This is a genomic window from Nocardiopsis camelliae (genome assembly GCF_028993595.1).
In the GTDB taxonomy this organism is placed as follows: domain Bacteria; phylum Actinomycetota; class Actinomycetes; order Streptosporangiales; family Streptosporangiaceae; genus Nocardiopsis; species Nocardiopsis dassonvillei.
In genome coordinates this window covers 2,739,292-2,757,863 of sequence record NZ_CP118614.1, presented here as the reverse complement: position 1 = coordinate 2,757,863, position 18,572 = coordinate 2,739,292, and the positions used below count along the sequence as shown (strand labels likewise).

The window sequence follows — 18,572 nt, the reverse complement described above, 5'->3', positions numbered from 1 at the left end:
CGCGTCGCGGTCGCCGCGCGGGCGGTGCCGGAGCGGCCGCGAGAGCCGCTCCGGCAGCCGTACCCGCTACTCCCCCGCGCCCGCGGGGCCCTCCCGTTCCTCCTCGGCGCGCTGGCGCTCCACGTGGACCTCGATGCCGTCCAGGATCCGCCGGACGGAGAAGTCCAGGTCCTCCGCGGGCCCGCCCGCGCCCTCCTGCGGGGTGTCGGGGGTCTCCTCCAGGACCCCCTCCCGGAGCAGCCGGTCGATGGTGGGGAACCTTTCCGGGGTGACGACACGGCGCAGGCCCCTGCTGTAGTCGCGGCCGGTGTCGGCCATCGTGCCGCCCGCCGCCCTGGCCGCGCGGCTGATCTCCAGCTCGATGCGGATCGTCTCGCGCTGGACGGCGGAGAGCATCGTCAGTATCTGGAGCGACCAGCCGATGTCCAGGCCGGACCGGGAGATCTCGCGCAGCCCCGCCTCCATCCAGCGCAGTCCGTTGGGCCCGCTGGGCGGCCCGTTCAGGGTGAGGTAGACCGTCCACGGGTGGCGGCGGTACACGGCCATCGCCGCGCGGACCCACTCCTCCACGCCGGTCCGCCAGTCCCCGTCCTCGCGCGGCGGGGGCGGATCGCCGTCCATGGCCGCGTCGCTCATGAGGACGAGCATGTCCTCCTTGCTGTCCACGTACCGGTACAGCGACATCGTGGTGTAGCCCAGCTCCTTGGCCACCCGCTGCATGGACACGGCCTCCAGGCCCTCGGCGTCGGCGAGGGCGACCGCCGCGGCCACCACAGCCTCCCGGCTGAGCCTGGGCTTGGGCCCCCTCCGCGGTTCGGGTTGGCGCAGCCCCCACAAGAGCTCGACATCCCGCTCCATCCGGCTCGTCCCCTGGTGCTCGGCCGTCATACCCCACCCGTCGTCGGCTGCGTCGTTGACACCATCCTAGATCCGTGTATTACTTACACCAATAAATGTACGTCATAAACAGTTTAGGGAGCACACTGCCATGTCCCACACGACCCCGGCCATCAGCGTCGAGGGGTTGCACAAGAGCTACGGCGCCACCCGCGCCCTGGACGGCCTCGACCTGACCGTCGAGGCCGGAACCGTCTTCGGCCTGCTCGGCCCCAACGGCGCGGGCAAGACCACCGCCGTGCGCGTCCTGGCCACCCTGCTGCGCCCCGACTCCGGTCACGCCCGCGTCGCCGGGTACGACGTGCTCACCCAGGCCGACCGCGTGCGCGCCGAGATCGGCCTGACCGGCCAGTACGCCTCGGTCGACGAACTCCTCACCGGACGCGAGAACCTCGTCATGTTCGGCCGCCTGTACGGCCTCACCCCCCGGGGCGCCGACGAACGCGCCCGTGCCCTGCTGGAGCGCTTCGACCTCGTCGAGGCCGCCGACCGGCGCGCGGACGGCTACTCCGGCGGGATGCGCCGCCGCCTGGACCTGGCCGTCAGCCTCATCCAGGAGCCCGGCGTCCTGTTCCTGGACGAGCCCACCACCGGGCTGGACCCCCGCAGCCGCCTCCAGGTCTGGGAGTCGGTGCGCGCCCTGACCGCCTCCGGGACGACCGTGCTGCTCACCACCCAGTACCTGGAGGAGGCCGACCAGCTCGCCGACGCCGTCGCCGTCATCGACCACGGCCGCGTCATCGCCGAGGGCACCCCCGACTCCCTCAAGACGCAGGTGGGCGGCGACCGCCTGGACGTGGTCGTGCGCGACCCCGCCGACCTGGACGCCGCCGCGCGGCTCCTGGGCGCGGCGGTGTCCGCCCCGGCCAGCGTGCACCGCGACGAGCAGCGCGTCAGCGTTCCGGCCGAGGACCGCATGGAGGCGCTGACCCGGGCCGTACGCGCCCTGGACGGCTCCGGCCTGCGGGTGGAGGACGTCGGCGTCCGCCGCCCGAGCCTGGACGAGGTCTTCCTCGGCCTGACCGGGACGACCGCCAGCGGCGGCGAAGGCGCCCGCCGCACCCCTCAGGAGGTGTCCCGATGACCGCCGCCACCGCTCCCTCGGCCGCTCCGCGCCCGCTGACCCACGGAAGCCTGCCGCCCCGCCAGCTCACCCGGGCCCAGCGCCTGCGCAAGGCCGGGGCCGACACCCTCGTGCTGACCCGCCGCAACTTCCGGCACATGGTCCGCGACCCCTTCGAACCGGCCATCGCGATCACCATGCCGGTGGTGATGGTGCTCCTGTTCGGCTACGTGTTCGGCGACGTGATGGCGCCCCCGGGCACGGAGAACTACCGCGAGTTCCTGGTCCCGGCGATGCTGGCGATGGTCATGCTCTACGGCATCGGCGGCACCGCCTCCGGGATCGCCCGCGACACCGCCCGCGACGTGATGAGCCGCTTCCGGTCCATGCCCATGTCCCCCGCGGCCCTGCTCGGCGCCCGCGCCCTGGCGGACATGGCGCGCGCCTGCCTGGAGGTGGCCCTGCTGTTCCTGGTCGGGTTCGCGATGGGCTGGCGCGCCGAGCAGGGGGTCTCCGGAGCCCTGGCCGCCGTCGGCGTGCTGCTGCTCTTCCGGCTGGCCCTGGTGTGGCTCGGGGTGCTGCTGGGTCTGGTGCTGCCCACGGCCGACTCCGTGAGCATGATCGTCTACCCGCTGACGTTCCCGCTCAGCATGCTCTCGACGAGCTTCATCCCGTCCGAGGCCATGCCCTCGTGGCTGGCCCCGGTCGCCGAGTGGAACCCGCTGTCGGCGGTGGTCACCGCCACCCGCGACCTGTTCGGCAACCCGTCCCTGCCCTCGGACTCCTGGCCCGCGGAGAACGCCCTGCTCGTGGCCCTGGCCCTGCCGGTGGCCGCCATGCTCCTGGTCACCCCGCTGGCCGTGCGCCGCTTCCGGCGGCTCAGCAGGTAACCCGGCAAACCGACGAAGCCCGGCGGTCCGGCGCCCCGGCCCCCGGGCGGCTCCCACGGAGGCGGAGCCGTCCGGGGGTCCACACGGCCCCGCCCCGCCGCGGCGCCGGGCGGCCGGAGTCCGGCCACCCGCCTCCCCCTCCCCCGCGAGCCCGGCCCCGCACCGCGGTCCCCCGCCCGTATCCCCGTCTCCTGCAGAGGAACGACCGACATGACCGCGACCGCCGCCGCCCCTCCGGAGCGGCCCGCCCAGCGCCCCGGCCCCCGCTGGTGGCAGCGCCCCTGGATCCTGCCCCTGGCCCTGTTCAGCGCGACCTTCCTGGTCTACGCCCTCCCGCCCTACCTCGGCCTGGACCCCGCCCAGGCGCGCGTGGACGTCCCCGAGGACGTCGCCTGGTACTACCCGCTGCTGGTCACCCACATCTTCGGCGGCTCCCTGCTGACGCTGCTGGTGATCCTCCAGGTGTGGCCGTGGCTGCGCGTCCGCCACCCGGCCGTCCACCGCTGGAGCGGCCGCGTCTACGTCCTGGCCGGGATCCCGCTCGTGGGCGTCCCCGGCCTGCTCATCGCCCCGCTGAGCGGCTTCGGTGCCAGCGTCCGGATCAGCAACGTCATCTGGGCCCTCCTGTGGCTGTCCTTCACCGTCATCGGGTACCGGATGGCGCGTCGGCACCGCTTCACCGCGCACCGCGAGTGGATGCTGCGCAGCTTCGCCCTCGTCTACGGCATCGCGTTCAGCCGGGTGCTCACCGTCGTGCTCGTCATGGCGAACACGCCCCGGCTGGAGAGCGAGTACGGCGGCGACACCGCGGCACTGGGGCTGGCCATCGCCCCGGCCAACGCCTTCCTGTCCTGGATCGTGCCGCTGCTGCTGGTGGAGTGGTGGCTCAAGTACCGCCGCCCGCCCGGGCGGCGTCCGCGCGCCGCGGCCTGAACCCCGCACAGGGCCCTTCCCGCGGTACGTCCGCGGGAAGGGCCCCTTCCGTGTGCCAGCGGCGTGCGCGGTCCCGGGCGCCCGCGTTCGGCACCGCCCGCATGGGACTGGAGGGACGCGTGAGTCTGCCTCTGTCACCTCTTCCTTCACCCACGTCACACCGCACATGCAACCGAAACGGCACTGGTGACCTACGCCACCCCCGGTACGCACCAGGAGAAAACCGCCCGGACCTGCATCTTCTACCCGCGTTTCGGTTAGGGGATAATCCGATGATCATTGCGGGACACATGTTCGTTAGGGTAGCCTCACTTAAGAGGCGCAGATGTACTCGTCCCCCGAAGGTCACTGCACTCACACGACCCCCGGACATGACGACATCGTGCGACGAAGGGCAGGTTCAGCGGTGACACCAGACCCGCTCGACGCGTTCCGCGACGCCTGTGCGCCGCTGAAGTTCGCGCCCCTGCCCGACCTGCTCTCCTTCGAGGAGCTCTCCGCCGTTCCCCGCGGCCGCGTGCGGTGGCACCAGGCGGGCGCCATGGCCGCGGACGGCTGGCTGCCGGTCCTGTACGACCGCCTCCGCAGCGAGCACGGCCCCGGCCACCGCCTCCCCGCCGCCACGAACTTCCTGCGGGTGACCCTGCGCGAGCCCATCTTCCTGGTCTCGGCATCGCTGTACCTGACCGGGCGTGCCCCGCTGCTGAGCCCGGACACCCTCTACCTGCCCTGGGACTCGGGGCTGGCGCGTTTCGGCACGCCCGCCTCGGTCGGCACCCGCACCGCGGTCCTGCCGGACGACCCCGCCGTCGGCCACCCCGGCACCGTGGTCGCCGAGGACGAGGACGCCCAGCTGCGGATGGCCGGCGAGGCCCTGTTCGCCACGTTCGAGCCGATCATCGACGCCCTGCACGGGCACACGCGCTCGGGCAAGCGCACCCTGTGGGGCTGGGTCCTCGACACCCTGCACTTCTACATGCTCAACCCGGCCCGCTACCTGGGCCGCGACCCCGAACAGGCCTGGGATCTGGCCACCCGCCTGGGCGACGCGGTGGTCGCGGCGGGCGCGGTGACCCGCAGGCGCCCGCGCCTGTTCCCCTTCGCGCCCGACCACCCCCGCGGGACCTGGGCGGTGCGGGGCACCTGCTGCTTCGACTACAAGGGCGACCCGGAGCACGGGTACTGCACCACGTGCCCGCTCAAGTGCGACGGCGAGCGCCAGCAGGACCTGTCTGAGTGGCTGCGCGACCCGGCGCTGGCACCCTGAGCCCTACCGCGGGCTCTTCCGCGGCGCCGCCGGTCAGCTGACCGGCACCTCCACCGGTTCGCCGAAGAAGGGCGAGAAGACCACCGTCTCGGGCTCCACCTCGCCCTCGACCGTGATGACCCCCGAGACGCTCTGCCCGGGGGCGAGCGTGCGCGCGCCGATCTCGTCGGCGTCCATGCCGACGGCCTCGGAGGTGCTGTGCCGGTCGCCCCGGGCGTCCACGACCCGGAAGTAGAGCGGGTTGACCTCGACGTCCTCCTGGCCGGTGTTCGTCACCGACACGTCCACGCTGGTGTAGTCCCCCTCGGTGTAGAGCGGCCCGGGGTCGAAGTCGGCGGGTGAGGCGGTGAGCTCGACCCGGGGCCCGGCCGCCTCGCCGCCCTCCTGCCGGGACTCGGTCTCCTGCGCCGGGGGCTGCCGGTGGGCCGCCGCGAACAGGACGACGGTCGTGCACCCGGCGATGACGAACATCAGCAGCAGCAGGACGCCGCAGCCGATCCCGAGGATCCTGCCCCACGGGGTGGGTCTGGTCTCCGGCGGCCCGTAGCCGCCCTGGGGCGGGTAGCCCTGACCCGCGCCGGACCCCGGTCCGTAGCCGTAGGCCTGTCCGTAGCCACCGGTCTGCCCCGGCGCGTACCCCGGCCCCTGGCCCGAGGGGTAGCCGCCCGCCGCGGCGTAGCCCGGCCCCTGGCCGGAGCTGAAGTCGCCCGGGGGCCCGCCGGGGGGCTGCCCGCCCGCGCCGGTCGCGGGCCCGTCCGACTCCCCGTATCCGGGGGCGTAGCCCGCGTGTTCGTATCCGGCCTGGCCGGGACCGTTGGGCCCCTCGGAGAGTTCACCGGTCACCGGTTCGGGCGGCGCCCCCGTCGGGTGTCCGCCCGGGGGGACGTCCGCGGGGGCGCCTCCCCCGGCCGGGGGCTCCCCGTAGGCGTGGGCACCCGTGGAGGGAGGGCTCTCGTGACGGCCGTGCGGCGGTTGGCCCTCACCGGGCGGCGTCTCCCAGTGGGGGAAGCGGTGCGGCGGCTTCCCCGGCGGCTGCGGCCCGCCCTCGATCGGGTCACCGGCGTCGCCGGGACGCCACTCCTCCGGCGGACGGTGGTTCACCGGGTCCGGGTGCTGCCCCGACTGCTCCGGCGGCACACCCTCGGACTCCCGATCGGACACTGAGAACACCCCTCATGTCAGCGCGGTCCGCCCACCGGCTCGCCGCCGCCGGGCGCCTCACGCCTGCACGGTAACCGCGGGGGCGGGCCCGCGCGCGGAGGTGACGGGGCGTTTTCGGTAATGCCCGGGCAAAGGGCGCACGACGGGGCCGCGGGGTGCGGTCCGCCCATTCCGCGGCGGCGGGCGGACCGGCGGTCAGCCCGCTTCCCCGGCCCGCTCCCGCCGGTCCGTCAGGGCCAGCCGGGCGCGCACGGCGAGCACGAACACCGGCACGGTGAACACGGCAGCGAACAGGTTGAGGCCGCCGAAGCCCGCCTGGGCCAGCACCACACCCGACAGGGCGCCCGCCGCCGCGCCGCCCAGGTTCATCACCAGGTCGCTCACGCCCTGCACGCGGGGGCGCACGTCCGCGGCCAGGGACTCCGCCAGCAGCGCCGTCCCGGACACCAGCCCGAACGACCACCCCAGCCCTAGCAGCACCAGCCCGACCGTCACCCTGGCCTCGTCGTGCCCGGCCGTGCCCGCCACCACAGCGGCGGCGACCAGGATGCCCTGGCCCGCCAGCAGCACGGGCACCCGCCCGAACCGGTCGGTGAGCCACCCCACCACCGGGGACAGGGCGTACATACCGGCGATGTGCAGGGAGATGGTCAGGCCGATCACGGTCAGCGCCGCGCCGTGGTGGGACATGTGCACCGGGGTCATGGTCATGACCGCGACCATCACCGTGTGGCTGGCCACGATGCCCACGACCGCGAGGAGCGCCCCGGGGCTGGCCGCGACCACCCGCAGCGCCCCGGCCACCGACAGCCGGTCGCCGGAGGGGGCCGCGCCGCCGGAGGGGCGGCCGACCATGGCCGCGCGCAGCGGGTCCGGGCGCAGCAGGGCCAGGATCAGCAGCCCGCCCAGGACGAACCCGGTGGTGGTGAACAGCACCGGGCCCAGCAGGTCGGGCAGGCCGAACAGGTCGGCCACGCGCGCGCCGGGGCCGGTGAGGTTGGGGCCCGCCACCGAGCCGACGGTGGTCGCCCAGACCACGATCGACAGGTCCCGGCCGCGGCTGCGCTCGGAGGCCAGGTCGGCGGCGGCGTGACGCGCCTGGAGGTTGGTGGCGGTCCCGGCGCCGACCAGGACCATGCCAGCGAGGAACAGCGCGAACGCCTCCAGCACCGTGGCGGCGATGACGACGGTGCCGCCGAGCGCGCCGAGCATCCAGCCCAGCGCGAGGCCGGGTCGGCGGCCGCGCCGGGCGGCCAGAGAGGCCAGGGGCAGGGCGAACACGGCGGCGCCCAGGGTGATCATGGTGGTGGCCATGCCGGACCAGGTATCGGAGCCGGTGAGTTCGAGGGCGATGAGCGCGCCCACCGCGATCATCGCGCCCATGCCCACGCCCCCGACGATCTGCGCGAGCATGAGGACCAGGACGGTGCGCCGCTGGAGCCGGGCCCGTTCCGGCTCGGTGAGGGGGCTCCCTGGCTGAGCGGTGTGTGTCGACACGCGTGCGTCCTCTGTTTGGTCCTACCAACGGAGGAATCCTAGTCAGAAGCGTGTTATGTCTGCCATGTCGCAATACACACCCTTCCGGACACCGCTCAGTGGCGTCCGTAGCGCCACCGCAGGAAGTCGTGCTCGCGCTCGACGTAGCGCATCTCCGAGTACAGGGTGTGCGGGTCGCGCGCGCTGATGACGACGCCGCCCGCGGGGATCACGGGCCAGCACGCGAAAGCCCAGAAACAGCGGGTGTAGGGACCCCACAGGACCACCCACGCACCCTGCTTCTGCCACTCGATGTGTTCGGCGATCCGGCGCTGTTCCTGCTCCCGAGTCCTGTCCATGCCGATGGTGGACATACCCGGCACGGGCGAGGGTGATCAGGCCGGAACCGGCCACGGCACCAGTGACCTGTGACCCTTGCAGAACACGGGATTCGGTCTCCCGGTTCGCAGGTTTCGGCCGCACGGAAGCGGGTCGGGAAGCCGCGCGGACGCCGCACCCTCACCCCGGAGGGATGTCCCGCCTGCGAGGAAGCCGACCCCCGTACGGCGACGGTGCCCGCACCGACGCGGAGACGTCGGCGCGGGCACCGTGGGGAGTCCGGCGGGCGGGGCCGGGTCCGGCGCTCCGGTTCCTGGGGGGCCGGGTTCAGCGCCCGGAGACCAGTGTGCTGCCCGGCACCGGCTCGGCCGGGTCGTCGCCCAGGGAGATGATCGTGTTGTCGCGGTCCACGTGCACGATGTGCGGGACGTGCTCGGCCCGCTCGGCCTCGGTGAGCTGGGCGTAGGAGATGATGATGACCAGGTCGCCGGGGCTGACCAGCCGGGCGGCGGCGCCGTTGATGCCGATGACGCCGGTACCGCGTTCACCGGTGATCGCGTAGGTGACCAGCCGGGCGCCGTTGTCGATGTCGACGATGTGGACCTGCTCGCCGTCGACGATGTCGGCGGCGTCCATCAGGTCGGCGTCGATCGTGACCGACCCGACGTAGTGCAGGTCGGCCTGCGTGACCGTGGCGCGGTGGATCTTGCCGTTGATGAGGGTGCGCAGCACTGCTCAAGCCTCGTTTCAGGTGTCTTGCGAACTACAGGCCCAAGGGTCCCGTGTCTCTCCATGATGACCCCCTCCGGGTGCCGCTCCGGCCACCGGGGTCCGCCATCGCGTCCAACAGCACCCGCGGCCGGGGTGTTCCGCGTGTGGCGTGCGCCACCCGGGCGCTCTCCCACATCCGAGTGCCCCCCGGCGCCCTTCGCCGACAGAGGCGTCTGCGGCGTTCGCGCTCACCCGCCGGGGTCACTGGGGCACAATGGGACCGCGCGTGCCCGGACCTCCCTGAGCCCCCGGGCGGTCGCCGCGCGCCGCGCCCCGCCCCGTGCCGGGAACGCCGCGGCCGGTGTCGGGACGAGGGGGTTGGTGGCGGTGGACCACGACGGCGGTCGGACCACGGCGGACCCGGTGCGCCGGGCCACCATGCGCGACGTCGCGGCCCTGTCCGGGGTGAGCCTCAAGACGGTCTCGCGCGTGGTCAATGACGTCTCCACCGTCTCCGAGGAGCTGCGCGACCGTGTCATGCGGGCCGTCGCGCAGCTGGACTTCCGGCCGAACCTGGCCGCCTCCAGCCTGCGCCGCACCGACGGCGCCACCCGCCAGATCGCCCTGCTGCTGGAGAACGTGGCCAACCCATTCTCCGCCACGCTGAGCCGGGCGGTGGAGAACGTGGCCCGCGAGCACGGCACCCTCGTCCTCTCCGGGAGCCTGGACGAGGACCCCCGGCGCGAGCTGGAACTGGTGCGGGCGGCCACCCTGCACCGGGTGGACGGCATCCTGCTGGTCCCGGCCGCGCCCGACCACGGCTACCTGCACCGCGAGATCCGCACCGGCACCCCGGTGGTGTTCGCTGACCGACCGCCGCGCGGCCTGGACGCCGACGCGGTCATGGCCGCCAACGCCGAGGGGGCCCGCGAGGCGGTGCTGCACCTGGCCGACCACGGGCACACCGAGATCGCCTTCCTGGGCCACGAGCGCGGCGTCAGCACGGCGGGCGAGCGCCTGACCGGCTACCGGGCCGCCCTGGCCGAGCGGGGACTGCCCGAGCGCCCCGGGCGCGTGGTGTGCGACCTGGACGGCTCCGCCGCGGCGGCGCGGGCGGCCCGTGCGCTGCTGGACTCCGCGCACCCGCCCACGGCGCTGTTCACCGCCCAGAACCTGCTGACCATCGGCGCCATCCAGACCCTCCAGGAACGCGGCCTGCACGAGCGCGTCGCGGTGGTGGGCTTCGACGACTTCCCCATGGCCGACCTGCTCACGCCCCGGGTGACCGTGATCGCCCAGGACGTGATGCGGATCGGCGCCCTGGCGGTGCGGCGGCTCTTCGCGCGCATCGCGGGCGACGACGGCCCGCCCCGCGAGGAGAGGGTGCCCACCGCGCTCGTCGTGCGCGGGTCCGGGGAGATCCCCCCGCCGGACCCGCGTTGACGGCCCTCCCGGGCCCGCCCCTCACGTCGCGGCCGTACAGCCGCCCGCCACCTGCCGCCTGACCCACCGGCGACGGTCCCGACCGGTGCGCTAGGTGAGCGAGGAGTAGGCCACCACTCCGCGCCGCACCAGGTCACCGGCCTTGCGCGCGGTGGTGCGCACCTCGGCGTCGCCGCTGGCCCCGGCGATCTGGCCGAGCATGTCCACCAGCATCTTGGCGGTGCGCACGAAGTCGCCGGCGGTCATGTCGGCCTGGCGCAGGATGGCGTCCAGCCGGTCGCCGCCCGCCCACCGGTGCGCCGTCCACACGAAGCCCAGGTCGGGCTGGCGCAGGAACGACACCCGGTGCCGGGACTCGACCTCCGACAGATCGCCCCACAGGCGCACCATCTCCGCGAGCGTCTCGTCCACCCGCCCGCCGGGCAGGCGCGGATAGGCGTCGTCGCCGCGGCGCGCCTCGTAGACCAGCGAGGCGGCGCAGGCGGCCAGTTCGACCGGGGTCAGCCCCTTCCACAGGCCGCGGCGCAGGCACTCGGCCACGAGCAGGTCCAGTTCGGAGTAGACCTTGGCCAGCCGCGACCCGTCGTCGGAGACGCTGTCGCCCTCCAGGTACCCCAGGTCGTCCAGCACCCCGCACACGCGGTCGAAGGTGCGGGAGATGACGTGCGAGCGCCCCTCCACCCGGCGGCGCAGGCCGTCGGTCTCCCGGCGCAGGCGGAAGTAGCGTTCGGCCCAGCGGGCGTGGTCCTCGCGGTCGGCGCACCCGTGGCAGGGGTGCTGGCGCATCTCCCCGCGCAGGCGCAGCACCTCGGAGTCCTCCCCCGCCTCACGCGAGCCGCGTTCGTAGACGGGGTCGGTGCCGCGCTCCTTGAGCTTGTTGCGCAGCGTGGAGGCCAGGTCCTGGCGCGAGCGCGGCGACTTGGCCGAGAACGACTTGGGCACGCGGATGCGCCCGGAGGGGTGCACCGGCACGGTGAAGTCGCTGGCGTTGACCCGCTTGACCTGCTTGTCCACGGTGAGCACCAGGGGCGCGGGCAGGTCGTGGCGCAACCCCGGGTCCAGCACGACCGCGTGCCCGGAGTAGCGGCCCGAGGGGATGCGGATGATGTCGCCGGTGCGCAGCTTCTCCAGGCTCTCCAGGGCCTCGTCGCGGCGCCGGGCCGAGCGGTTCTTGGAGAGCATGGACTCGCGGTCGCTCAGGGCTCTGCGCAGCGCGGCGTACTCCATGAAGTCGCCCAGGTGGCACTCGGCCGCCTGGGCGTAGCCCTCCAGGGCCTCCTCGCTCTTGCGCAGCTGTTTGACCAGGCCCACGACGGCGCGGTCGGCCTGGAACTGGGCGAAGGACGCCTCCAGCATGTTGCGGCTGCGCTGGCGGCCGACCTGGCCGACCAGGTTCACCGCCATGTTGTAGGAGGGCTGGAAGCTGGAGTTGAGGGGGTAGGTGCGGGTGCCCGCGAGGCTGGCCACCGACTCGGGGTCGGTACCGGCCTGCCACACGACCACCGCGTGGCCCTCCACGTCGATGCCGCGCCGCCCGGCGCGTCCGGTGAGCTGCGTGTACTCGCCGGGGGTGAGCTGGGCGTGGGTCTCGCCGTTCCACTTGTCGAGTTTTTCGATGACCACCGTGCGCGCGGGCATGTTGATGCCCAGGGCCAGGGTCTCGGTGGCGAACACCGCGCGGATGAGGCCGCGCGAGAACAGGTGCTCGACGATCTCCTTGAAGGCGGGCAGCATCCCGGCGTGGTGGGAGGAAATGCCCGCCTCCAGGGCGCGCAGCCACTGCTCGAAGCCGAGCACGGCCAGGTCGGCGGGCGGGATGTCGGCGCACCGCGTCTCGGCGTACTCGCGGATCTCGTCGGCCTCCTCCGGGGTGGTGAGCACCAGCCCGGCCGCCAGGCACTGGCGGACGGCGTCGTCGCACCCCGCCCGGCTGAAGATGAAGGTGATCGCGGGCAGCAGGCCGTCGTCGTCCAGCTCCTCGATGATGGTGGGCCGCGAGGGCGGCGCGAACCGCGAGCGCGGGCGCACGTTGCCGCGGGCCCGCGACTGCGGGTGGCGGCGCCGGTTGGCCAGCTGGGTGACGCGCGAGTCCTCCTCGGCGAACCGGGTCAACCGGGGGTTGATCCGCAGCTTCTGCCCGCCGACCTCGATCTCGCGGGGCTGCCAGCCCTGGCGGCGGCGCTCGCGCCTGCGCTTCTTGGCGCGCCCGGTGGAGCCCTCCCGCCCCTCCCCGTCCTCGGACCCGGGGTCGGCGTCCTCCTCCATGTCCACGAACAGGTCGTGGACCCGGTTGCCGACCATCACGTGCTGCCACAGCGGCACGGGCCGCTTCTCGTCCACGATGACGGTGGTGTCGCCGCGCACCTGCTGGAGCCACTCGCCGAACTCCTCGGCGTTGCTGACGGTGGCCGAGAGGGCGACCATGCGCACCGACTCGGGCAGGTGGATGATCACCTCCTCCCAGACCGCGCCGCGGAAGCGGTCGGCGAGGTAGTGCACCTCGTCCATCACCACGTAGGCCAGTCCGCCGAGGGTGGCCGAGCCCTCGTAGAGCATGTTGCGCAGCACCTCGGTGGTCATGACCACCACGGGCGCCTCGCCGTTGACGCTGTTGTCACCGGTCAGCAGGCCGACCTGGTCGGCGCCGTAGCGCTTGACGAGGTCGTTGTACTTCTGGTTGGACAGCGCCTTGATGGGCGTGGTGTAGAAGCACTTGGTGCCCTCGCCCAGAGCCAGGTGCACGGCGAACTCGCCCACCACGGTCTTGCCGGAACCGGTCGGCGCGGCCACCAGCACCCCGTGGCCGTTCTCCAGCGCCTTGCAGGCCCGGATCTGGAAGGGGTCGAACTCGAACCCGTAGAGGCCCTGGAAGGCCTCGATGGCGGCGCTGGAGGACCCCTGGCGCCGACGGAAGGCGGCGTACCGCTCAGCGTGACTACTCATATGGCCTCCAGCCTATGAGGTCAGCTCCAACATCTCGACCGCTTTGGGCGCCACCTCGCAGACCAGGGGCGCCTCCCCGATGCGCTCGCCGTCGGCGTAGGCGACGCCGGTCGCGCCGCGGATGGTGACGGTGCGACCGCGTTCGACCACCACCTCGTCGAGGCCGGTGTGGCTGCCGTTGAAGACGCGGGGGAACACGCTCAGGAAGCGGCCGATCGGCGCCTGGCGGACGAAGACCACGTCGAGGAGGCCGTCGTCGGGGACGGCGTCGGGGCACACGTGCATGCCGCCGCCGTAGGCGCTGGTGTTGCCGACCGCGACGAGCATCCCCGGCTCGGCGATGCGGCGCCCGTCCACCTCGATGTCGTAGTCGATGGGCTGGAAGGAGCGCAGCTCGGCCAGGATTCCGGCCACGTACCCGATACGGCCGATCCGGTGGCGGAACCCGTTGACGCGCTCGTTGACCCGGGCGTCGAAGCCGCAGGCCAGGACGCTGAGGAAGTAGCGCTGCGTGCCGTCGGCCAGGGTCAGGCGTACGGCGTCGGCGGGGCGGGTGCGCCCTCGCAGGAGCGCCTCGGCCACGTCCCCGGCCGACCCTCTCGGGCGGCCGAAGGCGCGGGCGATGTCGTTGCCGGTCCCGGTGGGGACCACGGCCAGGGGGACCCCGGTGCCCACCACCGCCTGGAGGGCCTGGTGGACGAGGCCGTCGCCGCCCACGGCCACGAGCGCGTCGGGCCGGTCGGAGGCGGCCAGGCGGGCCATGCGGCGGCTGTCGGCGGCCGAGCGGCCGGTGTACACGTGCACGCGGGCCCCCGCCTCGCGCAGCGCCTCCTTGAGGCGGACCGCGACGACGGCCGCGCGGCGCCGCCCGGAGTCGGGATTGACCAGGAGGGCGATGTGTGGGGGCATGGGAGTCCTAGCGGGAACGGGGGCGCGGGGCGCGCCGGGGCGCCCCGTGCCCGGTGCGCTCGTCTCCCGTCGGCCACGGGGCGGGAACGGCGCGCGGCGGTGTGGCTGCGGGCTTCCCGGCCCGGACCGCGGGCCCGGCCGGGGTACCCGCTGGGTCACACTACCCACACCGGCCCCGCCGCCGCACCAGTCGGCCACCAGGTTTCTGGCGGCCCCGCGCGGGCCCCGCCGTGCCGGCCGAGGACCCCGGATTTCGGTCGTACCGGATCGCGCGCCCGTGCAACCGCCGAGCCGGGGACCGGGCCCCGGCCCGCGAGGCGGCCTCAGCTCCCGGCGGTGTGGGGATGCGCGGTGCCGTACTCCTCGGGGGTCATGATCCTGCCCTCCAGCGTCGGCTGCGCGGCCGGCTGCTGGGACTGGGGCTGGGGCTGCGCGGCTGGCCGCTGCGGCTCGGCGGGCCGCGCGCCGTCGGCGTCGTCGTGCATGCCCTTGGTCTCGGCCTTGAGGATGCGGGCGCTGCGGCCCAGGGAGCGCGCCAGGTCCGGGAGCTTCTTGGCTCCGAACAGCAGTAGCGCGATGACCAGGAGGATCAGGATCTCACGTGCCCCGAAACCCATCGTTCTCACTTCCTTCTTCCGCGGCGTGCCCCGTGGCACGGCCTCCTCGGCTCGGGTGCCCGGTCCCCCGGGTCCACGGCCGCTCGAATCAACGATGAACCACGCGTGCGGCGCTTGTCATCCGGGGGGCTGGAAACGGTATCCCATGCCGGGCTCGGTGATGAGGAACCGCGGCGCCTTGGGGTCGGGTTCGAGCTTCTTGCGCAGCTGGGAGACGTACAGGCGCAGGTAACCGGTGTCGGTGACGTGCTCGGAACCCCACACGTCCGCCAGCAGTCGCTGGCGTGTGACGAGCTTGCCGGCGTGGCGCATGAGGATCTCCAGGATGCGCCACTCGGTGGGGGTCAACCGCACTCCCTCCATCCCCGGCCCGCCCTCGCGGGTCACGGTCCGGGCCGACAGGTCCACGGTCAGCTCCCCCAGCCTGACGAGCGGTTCGGCGTCGCCGCCCGCACCCCGGCGGGTCAGGGCCCGCACCCGCGCCAGGAACTCGTCGATGGCGAAGGGCTTGGTGACGTAGTCGTCGGCGCCCGCGTCGAGCGCCTGGACCTTGTCCACGGAGTCGGTGCGCCCGGAGACGACGAGGATCGGGGCGCTGGTCCAGCCGCGCAGGCCCTCGATGACCTCCACCCCGTCCAGGTGCGGCATGCCCAGGTCGATCACGTACAGGTCCGGGCGCTGGTCGACGGCGGTGTTGAGGGCGTCGGCGCCGTTGGTGGCGACCACGATGTCGTAGCCGCGGGCGCGCAGGGTCACCCTGAGGGCGCGCAGGATCTGCGGGTCGTCGTCGGCGACGAGGATCTTCACGCGCCCTCCCCCGGGTCGGGGCTCTGGGCCAGGGACAGGGAGATGACCATGGTCAGCCCGCCGCCGGGGGTGTCCTCGGCGGTGAGCCGCCCGCCCATCCCCTCCACGAACCCCCGGGACAGCGCCAGTCCCAGGCCCAGGCCCGTGGTGTTGTCGGTGTCGCCCAACCGCTGGAAGGGGACGAAGAGCTGGTCGAGACGGTCCGGGGAGACGCCCGGGCCGTGGTCGATCACCCGGATCTGGGCGGCGGAGCCGAAGGCGCTGGTGGCCACGCGGGCCCCGCGGCCCGGCGGGGAGAAGCGCACGGCGTTGGCCAGGAGGTTGACGATGGCCCGCTGGAGCAGCCCGGCGTCGGCGCGCACGGCGGGCAGGTCGGGGTCAAGTTCCAGGTCCACGTCGGCCGGGCCCAGGCCCAGCTCGTCCAGCGCGGGCAGGATCACCTCGTCCGCGTCGGTGTCGTGGGCGGAGACCGCCAGCACGCCCGCCTGGAGCCTGCTGACGTCGAGCAGGTCGGTGACCAGGGCGGTGAGCGTGGCCAGGCTCTCCTCGGCGGTGGCGAGCAGTTCGTCACGGTCGGCGGGCGACCAGTCCACACCGGACAGGCGCAGGCTGCTGACCGCGGTGGTCACGGCGGCCAGCGGACGGCGCAGGTCGTGGCTGACCGCGGAGAGCAGGGCACTCCTGACCTGGTCGTTCTCGGCGAGCGGGCCCACCTCGCTGGCGGTGGCGCGCAGGTCCTGGTGTTCGAGGGCCGCGTCGATCTGGGTGGCGATCACCTCCAGGAGCCGCCGCTCGGAGGCGTCGAGGTCGGCGCCGTGGAGTTCGAGGCTGGCGCGCTCGCCCACGGCCACGACCGTGGGTTCGGCGCCGGGTGGGGGCTCGCCCGCGGAGCTGAGGACGGCCCCGTCCGAGCGCAGCCGCACCGCGTTCAGGGCGAAGGCCTCGCGGGTGCGGCCGACCAGGGCCCTGAGGGCGTCCTGGCCGCGCAGGACGCTGCCCGCGACGGTGGCGAGCAGCTCGAACTCGGCCCCGGCCCGCTGGGCGGCGCGGGTGCGGCGCGCGGCCTGGTCGACGACGTAGCTGACCAGGACCGCGTTGAGGGCGTACAGGACCAGGGCGCCCAGGTGGAGGGGGTGGTCGATCCTGATCTGGAGCAGCGGCTCGATGAACAGCAGGTCCAGCGTGACGGCGGACATCACGGCGGCGTAGAGCGCGGGCCAGATGCCGCCGATCAGGGCCACGACCACCACCAGCAACTGGTAGGTGAGCACGTCCGCGACCAGCGACTCCGTGCTGCGGTAGGAGACCAGCAGCCAGGTCAGGAGCGGTCCCGCCACGAGCGCGAGCGCGAACCCGGCCAGGCGGCGCCGCGGGCTGAGCGCCCCGCCCAGGCGCGGCAGGGCCGGTCCCCCGGCGGCCGCGGCGTGGTTGACGATGTGCACGTCGATGGGGCCCGACTCGCGGATGACGGTCGCGCCGACCCCGGGGCCGGTGAGCGCGGTGAGGAGGCGGCCGCGGCGGCTGGTGCCGATGACCAGCTGCGTGGCGTTGACCGCGCGGGCGAACTCCACCAGTGAGCGGGGGATGTCGTCGCCGACCACCTGGTGGAAGGCGCCCCCCAGCCGCTCGGTCAGGACCCGCTGGGCGGCGAGCGCCTCGGGGCGGGCGTCGCGCAGGCCCTCCTGGCCGCTGACGTGCAGGGCCAGGAGTTCGCCGCTGCCCGAGCGGGCGGCGATGCGCGCGCCCCGGCGCAGCAGCGTCTCCCCCTCGGGTCCGCCGGTGAGGGCGACCACCACGCGCTCGCGCGCCTCCCAGGTGCTGTCGATGCGGTGCTCGGCCCGGTAGTCCATCAGCGCGCTGTCGACCTCGTCGGCCAGCCACAGCAGGGCCAGTTCGCGCAGCGCGGTGAGGTTGCCCAGGCGAAAGTAGTTCGACAGGGCGGCGTCGATGCGCTCGGCCGGGTAGACGCGGCCCGCCGCGAGCCGGTCGCGCAGGGCCTGGGGCGCGAGGTCGACCAGCTCGATCTGGTCGGCCGCGCGCAGCACCCGGTCCGGGACCGTCTCGCGCTGGGGCGCCCCGGTGATGCGCTGGACCACGTCGTTGAGGGACTCGATGTGCTGGATGTTGACCGTGGTGATGACGTCCACGCCCGCGGCGCACAGCCGCGCCACGTCCTCCCAGCGCTTGCCGTGGCGCGCGCCGGGGGCGTTGGTGTGGGCGAACTCGTCGACCAGGGCGACCTGCGGGCGCCTGGCCAGGACCGCGTCCAGGTCCATCTCCGTCAGGCCCACGCCCCGGTGCGAGACCGCCGTGCGGGGGACGGCCTCCATCCCGTCGAGCAGGGCGGCGACCGCCTCGCGGCCGTGGGTCTCCACGACGGCGACCACGACGTCGCGGCCCTCGTCGCGCAGGCGCCTGCCCTCCTCCAGCATGGTGTGGGTCTTGCCCACGCCCGGGGCCGCCCCGAGGAAGACCCGCAGCCGTCCCCGCCTCATCAGCTTCCCCACCGGTCGAGCGCGATGTTCAACTCCAGGACGTTGACCCTCTCCTCGCCGAGGAAGCCCAGGTCCCGGCCTTCGATACTACGCCCGACCAGGGCCCGAAGCTCCCCCTCGGGCAGGCCGCGCTCCCGGGCCACCCGCGGCACCTGGAGCAGGGCGTACCCGGGGCTGATGTGGGGGTCCAGGCCCGAGGCGGACGCGGTCAGCGCGTCGGCCGGGACGCGGTCGGGGTCCACGCCCTCGAAGGCGGCGACCTCCTCCCGGCGCTCCTCGACCGCCGCGACGAGCTCGGGGTTCTCCGGGCCCAGGTTGCTGCCGCCGGAGGCCCCGGCGTCGTGGCCGTCCCCGGCGGCCGAGGGCCGGGACTGGAACCACTCGGGCAGGGGACGGCCGTCGGCGCCGGTGAAGGACTGGCCGATCAGGGCGGACCCCACGACCGTCCCGTCCGGCGCGCGCAGCAGCGAGCCGTCGGCGCGGTCGGGCATGAGGGTCTGGGCCAGGAGCGTGACGGCCAGCGGGTAGGCCAGGCCGAGCACGAGGGTCAGGACCAGCACAGCGCGGAGGGCGGCGCCGAACTGGCGCAGGATGGCGCGTGTGGAGCTCATGGTGGGTGTT

At 74.0% G+C, this 18,572-nt stretch carries 16 protein-coding genes; 5 read left to right on the top strand and 11 right to left on the bottom strand.

The genetic code is table 11. The annotated features are described in order from the left end of the window. Nucleotides 1–66: 66 nt before the first annotated feature. Entirely contained in the window at nt 67–888 is an 822-nt protein-coding gene (locus tag PV789_RS12035; protein WP_274977490.1) for a TetR/AcrR family transcriptional regulator, read from the bottom strand. Nucleotides 889–988: 100 nt separating this feature from the next. Here PV789_RS12035 and PV789_RS12030 point away from each other — a divergent pair, with 100 nt between their 5' ends. From PV789_RS12030 to PV789_RS12015, 4 genes are all read left to right on the top strand, one after another. Then, nucleotides 989–1,981, top strand: coding sequence for an ATP-binding cassette domain-containing protein (locus PV789_RS12030; protein ID WP_274977489.1), 993 nt, complete (start codon nt 989–991; stop codon nt 1,979–1,981). Beyond that, complete coding sequence (locus tag PV789_RS12025) at nt 1,978–2,850, top strand: ABC transporter permease (RefSeq protein WP_274977488.1); 873 nt, start codon at nt 1,978–1,980, stop codon at nt 2,848–2,850. The genes PV789_RS12030 and PV789_RS12025 overlap by 4 nt, the downstream gene beginning before the upstream one ends. A gap of 210 nt (nt 2,851–3,060) precedes the next feature. Further along, a complete protein-coding gene (locus PV789_RS12020; protein ID WP_274977487.1) occupies nt 3,061–3,783 on the top strand; it encodes a DUF2306 domain-containing protein in 723 nt (240 codons plus the stop codon). 406 nt (nt 3,784–4,189) lie between these two features. Continuing rightward, nucleotides 4,190–5,050, top strand: a complete 861-nt coding sequence (locus tag PV789_RS12015) for a (2Fe-2S)-binding protein (protein ID WP_274977486.1) — start codon at nt 4,190–4,192, stop codon at nt 5,048–5,050. Nucleotides 5,051–5,083: 33 nt separating this feature from the next. Here PV789_RS12015 and PV789_RS12010 read toward each other — a convergent pair whose 3' ends face one another. From PV789_RS12010 to panD, 4 genes are all read right to left on the bottom strand, one after another. Beyond that, complete coding sequence (locus tag PV789_RS12010) at nt 5,084–6,211, bottom strand: DUF4352 domain-containing protein (protein ID WP_274977485.1); 1,128 nt, start codon at nt 6,209–6,211, stop codon at nt 5,084–5,086. Nucleotides 6,212–6,406: 195 nt separating this feature from the next. Beyond that, nucleotides 6,407–7,708 (bottom strand): MFS transporter, encoded by a 1,302-nt coding sequence (locus PV789_RS12005; protein ID WP_274977484.1) that lies wholly within the window; start codon nt 7,706–7,708, stop codon nt 6,407–6,409. Nucleotides 7,709–7,803: 95 nt separating this feature from the next. Next, entirely contained in the window at nt 7,804–8,061 is a 258-nt protein-coding gene (locus PV789_RS12000) for a hypothetical protein (protein ID WP_274977483.1), read from the bottom strand. A 292-nt stretch (nt 8,062–8,353) separates the two neighbouring features. Next, complete coding sequence (panD, locus tag PV789_RS11995; RefSeq protein WP_274977482.1) at nt 8,354–8,758, bottom strand: aspartate 1-decarboxylase; 405 nt, start codon at nt 8,756–8,758, stop codon at nt 8,354–8,356. Between the two features lie 360 nt (nt 8,759–9,118). Here panD and PV789_RS11990 point away from each other — a divergent pair, with 360 nt between their 5' ends. Further along, nucleotides 9,119–10,180 carry a LacI family DNA-binding transcriptional regulator gene (locus tag PV789_RS11990; protein ID WP_475468509.1) on the top strand — a complete coding sequence of 354 codons (1,062 nt, stop codon included), beginning with the start codon at nt 9,119–9,121 and terminating at the stop codon, nt 10,178–10,180. 90 nt (nt 10,181–10,270) lie between these two features. Here the strand turns inward: PV789_RS11990 and PV789_RS11985 are convergent, their stop codons facing one another. From PV789_RS11985 to kdpC, 6 genes are all read right to left on the bottom strand, one after another. After that, complete coding sequence (locus tag PV789_RS11985) at nt 10,271–13,123, bottom strand: DEAD/DEAH box helicase (RefSeq protein WP_274977481.1); 2,853 nt, start codon at nt 13,121–13,123, stop codon at nt 10,271–10,273. A gap of 12 nt (nt 13,124–13,135) precedes the next feature. Continuing rightward, the gene (locus tag PV789_RS11980; RefSeq protein WP_274977480.1) at nt 13,136–14,032 is read right to left on the bottom strand and encodes a diacylglycerol/lipid kinase family protein; all 897 of its coding nucleotides are present in this window, start codon (nt 14,030–14,032) and stop codon (nt 13,136–13,138) included. Between the two features lie 323 nt (nt 14,033–14,355). Beyond that, nucleotides 14,356–14,649: a Sec-independent protein translocase subunit TatA gene (tatA, locus tag PV789_RS11975; protein WP_274977479.1), complete on the bottom strand. Its 294-nt coding sequence runs from the start codon at nt 14,647–14,649 to the stop codon at nt 14,356–14,358. Between the two features lie 117 nt (nt 14,650–14,766). Further along, nucleotides 14,767–15,456, bottom strand: coding sequence for a response regulator (locus PV789_RS11970; protein ID WP_248769982.1), 690 nt, complete (start codon nt 15,454–15,456; stop codon nt 14,767–14,769). Next, the gene (locus PV789_RS11965) at nt 15,453–17,951 is read right to left on the bottom strand and encodes an ATP-binding protein (protein ID WP_274977478.1); all 2,499 of its coding nucleotides are present in this window, start codon (nt 17,949–17,951) and stop codon (nt 15,453–15,455) included. The genes PV789_RS11970 and PV789_RS11965 overlap by 4 nt, the downstream gene beginning before the upstream one ends. Next, nucleotides 17,951–18,562: a potassium-transporting ATPase subunit KdpC gene (gene kdpC / locus PV789_RS11960; protein WP_274977477.1), complete on the bottom strand. Its 612-nt coding sequence runs from the start codon at nt 18,560–18,562 to the stop codon at nt 17,951–17,953. Before kdpC ends, PV789_RS11965 begins: the two co-directional genes overlap by 1 nt. Between the last annotated feature and the right edge of the window lie 10 nt (nt 18,563–18,572).